The sequence below is a fragment of the Pseudomonas sp. M2(2023) genome (assembly GCF_030263955.1).
Classification (GTDB): domain Bacteria; phylum Pseudomonadota; class Gammaproteobacteria; order Pseudomonadales; family Pseudomonadaceae; genus Aquipseudomonas; species Aquipseudomonas asiatica.
Genome location: NZ_CP127114.1, coordinates 3955809 through 3968173 on the forward strand (window position 1 = coordinate 3955809; position 12365 = coordinate 3968173).

Genomic DNA, 12365 nt, shown 5'->3' on the forward strand with positions numbered 1-12365 from the left:
AAGTCGCTGTCAGCGCTGCCGTTATACTGGCAACAACGGGCGGACTGCATGACGACACGCAGCGCCACGCTGCGAACCAGGCGAGCTCGAAAGGTTGTAGACCCTACATGAGTGAAATCAACAGTCTCGGCGCACAAACCGCGATCAGCCCCCAGGCCATCAAGGCGGGCATGACCGGCGAACTGCTGCGCCTGACGCAACCGCAGCCCGGCTTGATGGCCCCCGGCGAGACCGCGCAGGCCGAGGTCATGTCGTTGCGCCAGGTGGGCCAGGACTTTCAGCTGGTGCTGCGGCTGATGCAGGCCAACGGCACCCAGACCCAGCTGCAAGCCAGCGCCAGCCAGCCCCTGCCCCAGGGTAGCCAGGTTACGGTCAGCCAGACCGAAAGCAACCGCCTGGCGATCATGCTGCAGCAGGCCAGCGCCAGCCAGGTCGCCACCCTCACTCAGCTGGACACCAGCAAGGTGCCGGTCGGCACCCTGCTGCAGGGCAAGGTCCTGACCAACCAGGCGCTGGCCCAGGCGCCCGGCCAGCCCGCCGTCTACCGGGCGCTGGTCAGCCTGCTGAACAGTGCCCAGGCCGGCGCAACCCTGAGCGTGGAAAGCCCGCGACCGCTGGCCGTCGGTAGCCTGCTCAGCGCGCTGGTGCAGGGCGACCAGTCGCTGCGTTTCGTACCGCTCAGCGGCCGCCAGGACCAGCTCAGCATTGCCCAACAGCTGCTGACCCAGCAAAACCGCCAGGCTTCGCTGCCCGGCCTGCTCAATGCCTTGCAACAGGTGGCCCACGACCCGGGCGCCGATGGCGAACTGCGAGCCAGCGCCGAACGCCTGCTGGCGGGCCTGCCAGAAGCCCGGCAACTGGGTGATGCCAAGGCAGTGGCCCAAGCCCTGAACAACAGCGGTACCTTTCTCGAAGCCAAACTGCTGGGCGGTCTCCCGGCCAGCGTCGCCACCGACCTCAAGGCGCACTTGCTGCGGCTGATCACCGTCGCGCCGGCCAGCATACCCGGGGCGCCCAACCTGGCGCCCGCCAGCCTGGCCGTAACCATGCCGGCCCTGGCCCGCAGCGCGCTGGGCATGCTCGAACGGGTCAGCCCCAAGCCGCAGCCGGGCGCATTCCCGCTGCCGTCGCGCCTGCTCAAGGCCATGGAAGACGAAGGCGACCTGCAACAACTGCTGCGCCTGGCCGCCGCTGCCGTGTCGCGCCTGCAAAGCCACGCCATGAGCAGCCTGCAACAAACCGGTACCCTGGAAAACGGCAACCTGCAGACCACCTGGCAAACCGAAGTGCCGATCCGTCACGGCCAGGAGTTCATCCCGTTGCAGGTCAAGCTGCAACGCGAGGAAACGCCACAACAGCAAGCCGACCGCCAGCAGGAATCAGCCGACCCGCTGCAAGCCCTGTGGCGTATCGAGCTGGCTTTCGACCTCTCGCCCCTTGGCCCGGTGCAGGTCCAGGCACAACTGAGCCAAGGCCGCCTGGGTGGCCAGCTTTGGGCGGAACGCGAGGCGACAGCCCGGCTGATCGACAGCCAGCTCGGCAGCTTGCGCGAACGCCTGTTGGCGCGGGGCCTGGATGTGGGTGATCTGGAATGCCATCCTGGTATCCCGCCACAAGGCCCGCGTACGCGGGTTGAACAACGCTGGGTGGATGAGAACGCATGACGCACCAACCTGCACGGCAGGCGATTGCCCTGTTCTACGACGGGCAGCAAGCCCCTACCCTCACCGCCAAGGGCGACGATGCGCTGGCCGAGGTCATCCTGGCATTGGCCCGCGAGCACGAGGTGCCGATCTACGAAAATGCCGAGCTGGTGCGCCTGCTGGCGCGCCTGGAGCTGGGGGACCAGATACCGGAGGCGCTGTACCTGACCATTGCCGAAATCATCGCCTTTGCCTGGCACCTGCGGGGCAAAGTGCCTGCGGGCTTCGATGACGAACCTGCCGCCCCAGGGCCTACCCCACCGCTGCTCGGAAGGCTGCCCGGAGGCGAAGGCGCCTGACCGCCATGGTATCCATGCAAATTGCCTTTTTGCGCCATGTTGGTAACGTGCCGTTCAAGGTCAGGCGATTGCGATGTAAGGAATACTGTAATGCGTACCATCTGGTTCTTGCTGCTCCCGGGCACCCACATCCTTGATCTAGGCGGCCCGCTACAAATCATGGCGAGCCTCGAAGAACTCCAGCTGGCACCGGTCAACGTACGTTGCATAGCCGCCAGACAACAGGTCAGCAGTTTTCAGGGCGTGACACTGAGTGGCCTGCACCAGTTGCCTGAGCGGCTCGCACCGCAGGACTTGCTGTTCGTGGTGGGCAACAAGCTCTCTGCGACACCCGCCGAAACAGCGATATTGACCGCCACCGCCCTGTGGCTGGCGAAGGTGGTCAGGCAAACGCCGGATATAAAGCTGTGCTCCATATGCACCGGTGCGTTCCTGCTGGGCGAAGCTGGCTTGCTGGATGGCCGACAGTGCACCACGCACCATCGTTACGTCGATTTGCTTCGAATGCGCTACCCAGCAGCCAAGGTGCTGGAGAACCGCCTGTTCGTCGAGGACGATGGCGTGTTCACCTCGGCAGGCGTGTCCAGCGGAACTGACCTGGCACTGCACATCGTCAGCCTGGAATTTGGCAAGGTCGTGGCCAACCAGGTGGCGCAGGAGCTGGTCATCTACCGGCGCCGCGCTGGCGAAGATGTGCAGCTGCGCGCGGCAGACCTGGCGCGCAATCACATCCACCCGTTGGTGCATGCGGCCCAGGACTACATCGATGCACACCTGGGCACCCACTTCAGCTTCGAACAACTGGCCAGCCAGTTCAATGTCAGCTACCGGCACCTGGCGCGACTGTTCCGCGACAATACCGGTCAAACGCTGCAGAGCTACCTGCGCACCCAACGCATCGACCTGGCCCGTGAGCTTTTGCGCAGCAGCCACCTCAACGTGGAACAGATTGCCGAACGTTGCGGCTACGGCAGCAGCCATGCCTTTCGCTTGGCATGGCGCCAGGAAATGCCGCAACCGCCCCTGCAGTTTCGCCACGCTCTCGCCCACGAGCGCGCCTAGATTTCGACTGCTACCGCTCGCTTATCGCAGTCGGGGCGAAGCTTTCGGTGAAAAACTTCACCACGGCCTGGCGCGAAGCGTCGCGCGCCGCCGGGTCAGGTGCCGAACGCCCCACGCCGCCCTGACCACGGTGCAGGAACGGGTCCTGATACTCCTGGGCGGCCTCCAGCCCGTTGAAACCGTGCTCTGCGCCGGGGTAAACCAGCACCTGCGCACGCGCCTGATCTTCGCTGGGCAGGTTTGAAATCAGCGCCGGGCAGGCACGCGGGTCATCGTCATACTGGTCGTTTTCGCCTACCAGCACCAGCAAGCGAGCCGGGGCCAGATGCTTGAAGGTATAACCTGGCACATGGTTGTAACCCCAGCACACGGGGTAAAACGCTGCCATCGAGATGGGGCGAATACCTGAGGCTTGCTCCAGCTCGTCGTTGATGGGCGCAGAGGCGGCGAGCATGGCCTGTACGCCCCCCCAGGAAAACCCGAGCACTCCCACGCGCTGGCCGTCGACGCCAGGCTGCTTGGCCAGGTAAGCCAGGGCGCCTGCCAGGTCCGGCAGGGTATCGTGCACGCGTGGCGGCCGCCCTTGTGCACCGCCAGTGAGCCTGCGCGCGCCCCACATGTCCAACTCCAGCGTTGCGATGCCGCGGGCATTGAGGTCACCGCCATGCAAGGGACCACGCGAATCCATACCCGCCGAGCCATGCAGGATGATCACAGCCGGTACCGGGCCCGCGGCCTTGGCCGGCAACGACAACACCGCCGGAACCCGAATCGGTATCGCCTTGCCGGCGGATGGCAGTGGCTGACTATAGAAAGAGACGAGCCGTTTGCTGACCGTGGCAACGGTGCCGCTATTGGTGGCAGCGACCTCAGCCCGAGCCGTTGCGAACTGAAGGGCACAGCCCAGCACCAAGCTGATGGTCATTACTTTGAACATCTGGTTACCCCTGAACGTCATGAGCGGGTGTTGAACCGGCACCCGATATAGAAAATTGGCGGCGCCCGGCATCAGCCACACATCGCCATTACTGCCAGGCCGTCGACATGCCATTGGGGGAATGCCAACGGGTCGAGCATCGCCATGCCCGCCATCACGCAACTCGCCAGCGCGAAAGCCACGGCATAGAAACGCACTTCCTTCGCGCAGGCCGTGCCATACACCGCGATCAATGCAAGGATCTGCACGCCCACGGCGAACACGCCAATGCCGAATCCTGAAGCGAGCAGTTCAGCCATTGAATACCGCGTTCCGGTTATGGCCGATCGGCGCTGCCATGGATGTTTGCAAGGACACGGCCTGGAAAGCCTGTTGCAGGTCGGCCTTGATATCGTCCACACGCTCCAGTCCGACGCACAACCTGATCAAACCATCCGAGATACCCGCCTGATGCCGCGCCTGTGCGTCCAGCCGCCCGTGTGTAGTTGTAGCTGGATGCGTGACCATGCTGCGGGTGTCGCCAATGTTGGTACAGCGCGCCACGCAACGCAGTTGGTCAATCCATTGCCAAGCTGCGGCCTGGCCCCCGACGATCTCGAAAGCCAACAGTCCGCCATGGCCGTCCTGCTGGCGGCATGCCAATGCATGCTGGGGGTGGTGCTCCAGGCCGGTGTAATGCACCGCGGTCACCAGCTCCTGATGGCTAAGCCAGCGGGCCAGCTCGAAGGCGCTCTGCTGTGCCCGCATCATCCTGACTTCGAGGGTTTCCAGGCTTTTGAGCAGCAGCCAGGCGTTGAACGGGCTGCAAGAAATGCCCAAGGTACGCAGAACACCCCGCAACACCTGCATCAGGCTTTGCGACCCCGTCACGACGCCCGCCAATGCACGCCCTTGGCCATCCATGTACTTGCCAGCGGAGTGGATGACCAAATCCGCTCCCAGTGTGTGTGGCCGCTGAAAAACCGGGGTCAGCAAGGTGTTGTCCACCACCAGCAACGCCCCTTTTTCATGTGCCAGCGAGCTTACCGCGCGGATATCACCGATTTTCAGCAGCGGATTGGAGGGCGACTCCAACACCACCAGACGGGTCCTGCCGTCGATTGCCGACTTCCACTGCGCCAGGTCTGTCAAATCGACGAACCGGGCCTCGATCCCGAAACGGGCCATGTAGTAGCTGAAGGCATTGACGGTAGTGCCGAACACGTCACGGCTGCAGACGATGTTGTCGCCTTGCTGGAGAAAGGCGTGACAAAGCGCGGTGAAAGCGCCCATGCCGGAAGCGAACGCCACTGCGCTTTCAGCGTTTTCCAACGCTGCCACACGGCTTTCAAACGCTTGAACGGTCGGGTTGGTGAAGCGGCTGTATACATTGCCCTGCTGTTGCCCGCTGAAGCGCTCGCAAGCCTCTTTCGCTGAAGCGAAGGTGTAGGCGGACGTCATGGCCAACGGCTCGCAGAACACATCGGTCAGGTCGCTGACCCGGTTAGCATGCAGTGCCCCAGTTGCATTGAAATCAGTTGCGTTGAAATCATCCAGGCCAATCACGGTCGATTGCATGGTTTTGCGCCTCCTTGTTTGCATTGAACAATGCGCAATTGATTGGTGGACTATTCAGGTTCAGCGAGTTGAGCAGCCAGGGTTTCGCTTGATGGGCGAACCGCTATCAGCCACAACGATGCCAGGGCAGCCACCGCCGTGGCCGTGGCCAGGCCGGCCAAGGTCAGCTGATAGCTTTGATGCCGGTCGAAATCCAGTGCGCCCAGCTGCGTGGCCACCAACGCGCCAAGTTGATGTACCAGGAACAGCATCCCGAACACCTTGCCTTTGATTTCGGCGCCATACAGCGCGAAGCAGAAGGCAGATGTGAGCACCACCGTTCCAAGGTAACTGGCGCCAAACAGCACAGCGAACACGTACGTTCCGAGGGGCCCGGGCGTGGTCAGCAGCACGATGACCGCAGCGGTTCGCAGCAGGTAAAACATCATCAGCAGCAGGCCCTTGTTGTAGCGGGTAGCCAACCAACCCGCGAGCAGGCCGCTGACCAGCTCCAGCACACCTAACAGGCTCAGGCCGCTGGCCTGCACCGAACTGGGCAGCGCCTCACCCTGCCAGAACGACACCAGATGAACATCGATGAACGCCATGGTGGCACCACAACTGGCGAAACTGAGGGCCAGCACGAAGAAGCGCGGGTCACGCAGCAGAAACATCACCGGATGCCTGACCTTTGCCGCCTGCGGGTCGGGCTTCAACGGCACGGTGCGGGATACCCAATACAGCGCCAGGCTCAAAGGCACCAGAAAGATCAGGCCAACCCAGGAGAACACCGACTGCCAGGGCACGCTCTGCTGCAGCATGATCCACAACGGCGACAGCACGATGAAGCCAATGGAGGTGCCGTTGGTGACGAATGCGAAAGCGAAGGCCTTGAACCGTTCAGCGACCAGGCGATCGACCAGAATACCCATGGGTACATAGGTCATCGCAGCGAGGGCAAAGGCGCCGAGCAGGCCGTACAACAGGGTGAACACCAGCAGGTGCGTGCCTGCGAATGTCACGCCCAGCAGCACCACCCCGCCGCTGACACTGCCCAGGGCCACCGTGCTCAAGGGCCCAACCCTGTCGCTCAGCCACCCCACCACGGGCGATACCAGGCCAATGGTCAGGACGAACAGCGATCCTGCGGTAGCCAAGGCTGCGCGCCCCTCGCCAAAGTGGGAGGCCAGGTCGACGAAGTAGACTTGGTACAACCCCTTCAAGGCGCTGGACAGAAACATCACCACGAAGCCGACGACCAGCACCGAGACGATCAAGGTAGAGCTGAATTTCTGTTTCATGGCCAATCCTTATCGTGTGGGCATTACACCGCCTCGGCTTGCGGAGCTCGGCAATACGCCTGGTACATGTTTTCGTACATCGCGTAGAACAGCTGGCAGGTGTGGTCTACAGCCTGCAACGCCTCTTCTTGCATCTGCGCCGTGCTGCACAACTGCGAGACAAGGTCCAAGCCTTCATTGACGTGGCCCACGTCTTCCTTCTGGTGCACCGAGAAGAACAGCAAGTCTTGTTCGGCCAGGCCATAGGCACGCCCCAGCAACACATGCCGTGCATCTCCAGCGACGGTCTCGAGGTTTTGCCCTTCGCTGGCGATCATCACTGCTGCCGCACCAATGTGATAACGCGCCGGGTCACGTACCGCCTGCAGGCGGAAATCGATCAGTTCCCAGGTGGCTGGCAGCGGCTGCTCGGCATCACGCTCGGCATCGCTGATGTCGAGCGCCCTCAGGAAATTCTGCATGAGCACGACATGGTTGTCGGTGCGGGAAAGCCGGCCGGTTTCTTCTTCGAAACAATTGGTGATCAGTGCCCGCTTGTGGGCAGGCAACGGGCAATGAAAGAACAAGTGCTCGACATAGGTCAGGAAGTACTTGGTGAGCTGATAGCCTTGCAACGCGACCTTGCGCAGCAGCGGCCTGTTGCCCTCAGGCGCAAGCAGTTCCTTGAATATCGGGTGGGACAGGGTCAGATGGTGGTGCAGTTTCTGCTCCAGCTGATCGCGAAAGGCTGCAGTAGATAAGGCCATTCAGGGTGTTCCTTGGGTGAGAGAGACAGGTGCCGTTGACCGCGATGGCCACAGGCAGAGTCGACGAAGGGCAACTCAGTCCAGGTTGAGTCGCAGCGCAAGGCTTTCCACGGGCTGGGCCATGTAATGGCCGCGATGCTTCACGCCATCGACACGTGCGTAGTCGTCCAGCACGCCGTAGGTCTGGAAGCCGAAGGTTTGCCATAACCGGTGTGCACGGGTGCCCTCGCGTACATCCAGGGTCAACAGCTCGATACCTTGGGCCTGGCACAGGCGCACGACTTCGCTGAAAGCCCGTGCCACCAGGCCGGTCCCGCGATAGGCCGGGTGCACCACGCCCTTGCTCAGGTCGGCAATATGCCGGCAGTTCGGCATGCTGCTGCGCGAAACAATGACCAGGCAGGCCGGCCCCGCCATTGCCTGGCCGAGCAGGACATGGGTATTGCCGCCATGGATGCGCTCTTGCAACGAGGCCGTGAATTCGACGCTCTGCCCGGCAGACATCTCATGCTCGTAACCCAGAACACCGCCATCGCCAACCGTGCTGTTGATCAGTTGCATGATGGCCGGCGCGGTATCGCTGTCGGCCTGACGCAACCACTGCAACTGTGGCTCGCCAGGGGCCACCTGCTTTGAAGAGAGGGTGTTCATTGCGTAAATCCCTTGTGCGTACAAGCTGGGATTTAAACGTTTAAGTGCGATGCCGGGTAAGAAGGGAACCGGACAGGAAGCGGAAGGATAGTGACATCCACGACCAAAATGCCATCAGCACCCGAGGGCCAGGGGGTGACGAGATCGGCCAGGCGCCGTACCGACATATCTACCACCGTCTTTTCGTGCCCCTGCTTCAACCTTGCCGGCTTCATCTCAGCGCAAGGTACCCCCATGCATTCGACTCGCATCAACGTGATGGGCACGCATTACGTTATAGACCACCTCGGCCATGTGCCTCGCCCCGATCGTGAAGCCAACCGCGCCATCCGCCAATGGCTCGCAAAGCAAGGCCATGACCTGGACCCGGACCAGCTCGACGTCGTTACCCTTCACTATTGCCCGGACGGCGCAGGTGGCCATCTGGCCGCAATCAGCCAGCGCACCAGCCTGACTCAGGCACTGCTGGGCAACTGGCAGGGTGAGTCTGCCAGTGACATGTTCGGCAAGCTGCTGCAAGCACCGTGGGCCGGTGCGTTACCCGCAGGCCCGATACGATTGGTGGGAACCCTCCCGCAACCCGTCTTCAATCACTACGGGGCGCCCTTCGAAGTATTCAACGGCCTATTTCGGCGCACTACCCCGCAACGCTACGACGCTTCCACCCATTTGCCGGTAAGCGCCGAAGCCTTCCAGCAGTTCATCAGCAACCTGGACTTCCAGCAGCCTTTCAAGGCGGCGCTGGATGTGTACTGGCGTGACCATCTGCACAGTCACAGGCTGGCGCTTAAGCTCAACTTCATCGCAGCCTGCAACAGACAGGTCAGCGAGGGCAGCCTCAGCGAGCCTGCACGGCAACTGGTCTGGCAAGCGGCCGGGCTGATGCCACGGCGTAACAGGCTGCGATGCAGTACCTTGAGCATCTACGGCTATGCAGCGACCGACCTGCTGTACCTGAACGACCCCGCCACCGACCTGACGGTGCTGTACGTACCTGGCAACAGCTCACCGTTGCTGACGTTCAGCAGCGAACGAGAATTGAAGGCCTGGGTCGGCGAACAATGCAAAGACCCGAACAAACGCCAGGCCCTGAAACAGCATTTTCGCCTGGCAGATTGCCCGCAAGGCCTCGACTTCAGCGGCCTGGACACTGCCATGGAGGGGCTGGGCGCCTACCCTGAACGGCACCTGCTGCCTCCCGAACACGGCTATTTCAACGACGACGGCACCTGGCCGCCGCAGACCTATGTCAACTATCGACCTACCAGGTACAACCCAAGGATCAAGGGCGACCTTTTCCAGGCATTGGCCGAGCGCCAGCGTCAGCGCAGCTACGACGACGCCGCGTTTCTGATCACGGCTGACAGCGAAGTCATCAAGGCCAGGTGGCGTGGCTACCTGGCCACTACGCTCAACCTGCTGGCGCCACTGTGCCTGGTGGTACCCGGCCTGGGGCCGCTGCTGGCCATCGGTGGCATCGCCCAGCTTGGCCTGGGGCTCGACCAGGCAATCAACGGCAAGTCACTGCAGCAACAGCAAGAAGGTATCGGCAACATCACCTGGGGCCTGTTCAACGCCTTGCCCCTGGCAGCAGGCGCTGCCGCAAGGGGCAAGGCATTGTTCGAATTCAAGGTCGAGGGTTTCGCGCCGCCGACGCGGCTGAATGAACAGATCGGCTACCCTCTGAGCCCACTCTCGCCACCGCGCTTTCCCGAGCCCGAGGGCGCAAGCTACTTCCATATCACCGACCCGATAGAGCCACTGCCTGACTGTGACCAGGCGGTTGCCGACGCAGTCATTCGTACGCCCCAGTACGATGGTGAGCCAGACACCCTGGCAGCGAACATCAAGGGCTACAACGCCAGAATGATCTACGACATGGAGCGGGATGTTTTCATTCGGGCCGAAGACCTGAACCAGGTCGACCCTGTAGGCTTCGTGGCGGTACCCGACAGCCGGAACCTGAGCCCCGCGCCGCAAGGGCGCGTGGTTACCCATGCAATGCGCAACCGCACCCTGCGGGCGCTGGGCGTGGACCTGCCATTGCCGCTACAGGTACCTGCCAGAGCGCCGGGCAGTTGGCCAATACCCAAACGCATCTCCTGCATCTGGGTCGGTGACCGGGTCATCGGCCCGGAGCTGCTGGCCAATCTGGGCCAGAACGCAGCGCAGTTGCAAGACAGCGAATACAGCATACGGTTGTTCCTTTCCAGCACTGCCCGGCACGCCTATGCCGAAAACCTGGAGCTGCTGGCCAGTCATGCTCCGGGCTTGCAAGTTCTGCCGCTGGAGGAGCAGGCCTTCTTCAGGGCTTTTCGACAAAGCAGATACTACGCGCAGTACGACGCTGCCCTGGATGGCAACGGCGGCGTTGCCAGCAACTATGCATCGGCATGCGATGTGCTGCGCTACCCGATGCTGCACCACGAAGGTGGCTTGTACATGGATGTCGATGACACCTTGCTCGCGCCAGGCGAGTACTCATTGATCATCGACGGGCAACCGGTAGGTCCCGCCGGTGAACCCATCGATCAGGTCGAACTGAGCACGGACGCCACAGGGCTGCTGCTGGTACCGCCCATGTCCAATGAAAAGATGAGCATGAACAGCCTCTACAATTCCAGCCTTATCGGCAGCCACCCCGGCAACCCCACGCTGGAGGCCATTTCCGAAGAGATGTGCGCACGCTACCAGCTCAATCGCGACTTCTACGACAGCAAGCCCAGCCTGGCTGAAGACCCGGGGAATTTCTATGAGTATGCCAGGCGCCTGAGCTACCTCACCGGCCCTGCCCTGCTCAGCGACGTGGTCGATCGGCAACTGCCGAGCCTGCGCATCCTGCGACAGCTCACCAATCTCTATGGGATGCCGCGCATCAATGCCTACCGGTTCGTCGATCTGCCACGCATGCGCGATTCCGTGCGTACGCTCCTGCCCCTGAACCGCTTCGCCACTGTCGGTGGCAACCATTCCTGGAGCCGAACATGAACCCGCGCCAACCTGTGGTCGGCGCAGCCGGCCAAGACTACGTCAAGGCAATGCTGGGTTCCGTGCCTCGCCCTGACCGCAGTGCCAGTGCAGCCATCCGCGAATGGGCCAGCCAGCAGCGGCTGGACGTGGAACCCGACAACACGCTTGCAGTGACCTTGCATTGCAAATTCGTTCCCAAGCGGGGCTGGCTGGCCAAGATCGTCCAACAAATGAGCCTGACCGAAGCGCTACTTGGCAACTGGCAGCAAAGCGGCTACTCCAAGGTTGCCGAGCAAACCGCGCAGTTGCTGCTAAGAGGCGGGACGGCCACCGTCGACCTGCTTGGTGTACTGCCAGAGCTTTCCCTGCCACACGGTCGAGCGCCCTGGGCCCAGGCCTTCAGCAATGGTCAGGTGACGATCGTCGATGAATTGCCAGGAAGTGGCCTGGACCACGACATCGATGTGCACACCGAATTCCATGGCCTTTTCCGCCAGACCGCACCCATGCGCTACGACGCCAGCACTTATGTGCAGTTCGACGCCGCGACCTTCCAGTCCTTCATCTGGCAACTCGACTTCCAGGGTGTATTCAAACGCCAGCTCGATGACTTCTGGGCCCATGCCGCCAGCCAGTACAGCGTCAGCGCGTGCATCGCATTCCTCGCTGCCTGCAACCGGCAGGCATTGCGGGGCAACCTCAGTGAACAGGGGCGCAGCCTGGCGTGGCGGGCGGCAGGCGTGGAACGCTGGCACCACGGCGCCAGCCTCAGTGCCAACGGGGTAGACGCCAGGCTGCTGAACATCAATGGCTACCCATCAAGCGACATCCTTTGCCTGAGCGATATGCGCAGCCGCCTGACCTTGCTGTACCTACCGGGCAATGCGGCGCCGTTGCATGAGTTCGCCAACCCGGGCGCGATGCGTGCGTGGCTTGCCAGGCAGTGCCGCGACGCCGACAAACGGGCGGCCCTGCTTGCCCACTTCCGGGCCTGCGATATTCCGGACAGGATTGGCCGGTCGGGGTTGCGTCGGGTACTTCAGGGCATGGGCGATTTCCCACCCCGCCAGATCATCCTGCCTGCAACCAGCGTGTATCGCCTGGCCAGGGTATGGAACCCGCATACCCTGATCAACTAAAAGGCGGACACCTTCAGCCCG

Annotated in this window: 11 protein-coding genes; 5 read left to right on the plus strand and 6 right to left on the minus strand. The window is 62.4% G+C overall.

Translation table 11 applies throughout. The features are described from left to right. The first annotated feature begins 107 nt into the window (after positions 1-107). The 3 genes from fliK (at position 108) to QN085_RS18245 (ending at position 3064) form a co-directional block, all read left to right on the plus strand. Complete coding sequence (gene fliK, locus QN085_RS18235) at positions 108-1664, plus strand: flagellar hook-length control protein FliK (protein ID WP_013973566.1); 1557 nt, start codon at positions 108-110, stop codon at positions 1662-1664. Further along, positions 1661-2002 (plus strand): EscU/YscU/HrcU family type III secretion system export apparatus switch protein, encoded by a 342-nt coding sequence (locus tag QN085_RS18240; RefSeq protein WP_013973567.1) that lies wholly within the window; start codon positions 1661-1663, stop codon positions 2000-2002. The genes fliK and QN085_RS18240 overlap by 4 nt, the downstream gene beginning before the upstream one ends. A gap of 90 nt (positions 2003-2092) precedes the next feature. Then, positions 2093-3064: a GlxA family transcriptional regulator gene (locus QN085_RS18245; RefSeq protein WP_023663289.1), complete on the plus strand. Its 972-nt coding sequence runs from the start codon at positions 2093-2095 to the stop codon at positions 3062-3064. A gap of 10 nt (positions 3065-3074) precedes the next feature. On the opposite strand, the gene QN085_RS18250 is transcribed toward QN085_RS18245, so the two are convergent. The 6 genes from QN085_RS18250 to QN085_RS18275 form a co-directional block, all read right to left on the minus strand. Further along, positions 3075-3989: a dienelactone hydrolase family protein gene (locus tag QN085_RS18250; protein ID WP_285687702.1), complete on the minus strand. Its 915-nt coding sequence runs from the start codon at positions 3987-3989 to the stop codon at positions 3075-3077. A gap of 83 nt (positions 3990-4072) precedes the next feature. Next, complete coding sequence (locus tag QN085_RS18255; protein WP_023663288.1) at positions 4073-4300, minus strand: hypothetical protein; 228 nt, start codon at positions 4298-4300, stop codon at positions 4073-4075. Next, positions 4293-5558: an aminotransferase class I/II-fold pyridoxal phosphate-dependent enzyme gene (locus QN085_RS18260; protein WP_023663287.1), complete on the minus strand. Its 1266-nt coding sequence runs from the start codon at positions 5556-5558 to the stop codon at positions 4293-4295. The genes QN085_RS18255 and QN085_RS18260 overlap by 8 nt, the downstream gene beginning before the upstream one ends. A 50-nt stretch (positions 5559-5608) precedes the next feature. After that, complete coding sequence (locus tag QN085_RS18265; protein ID WP_024087451.1) at positions 5609-6838, minus strand: MFS transporter; 1230 nt, start codon at positions 6836-6838, stop codon at positions 5609-5611. 23 nt (positions 6839-6861) lie between these two features. Beyond that, positions 6862-7584, minus strand: coding sequence for an iron-containing redox enzyme family protein (locus QN085_RS18270; RefSeq protein ID WP_023663286.1), 723 nt, complete (start codon positions 7582-7584; stop codon positions 6862-6864). 75 nt (positions 7585-7659) lie between these two features. Continuing rightward, positions 7660-8235 carry a GNAT family N-acetyltransferase gene (locus QN085_RS18275; RefSeq protein ID WP_013973573.1) on the minus strand — a complete coding sequence of 192 codons (576 nt, stop codon included), beginning with the start codon at positions 8233-8235 and terminating at the stop codon, positions 7660-7662. Positions 8236-8469: 234 nt separating this feature from the next. Here QN085_RS18275 and QN085_RS18280 point away from each other — a divergent pair, with 234 nt between their 5' ends. Then, on the plus strand, positions 8470-11223 hold the full coding sequence (locus tag QN085_RS18280) for a dermonecrotic toxin domain-containing protein (RefSeq protein ID WP_023663285.1): 2754 nt from the start codon (positions 8470-8472) through the stop codon (positions 11221-11223). Beyond that, a complete protein-coding gene (locus QN085_RS18285; protein WP_285687708.1) occupies positions 11220-12344 on the plus strand; it encodes a dermonecrotic toxin domain-containing protein in 1125 nt (374 codons plus the stop codon). The genes QN085_RS18280 and QN085_RS18285 overlap by 4 nt, the downstream gene beginning before the upstream one ends. Positions 12345-12365 lie beyond the last annotated feature (21 nt).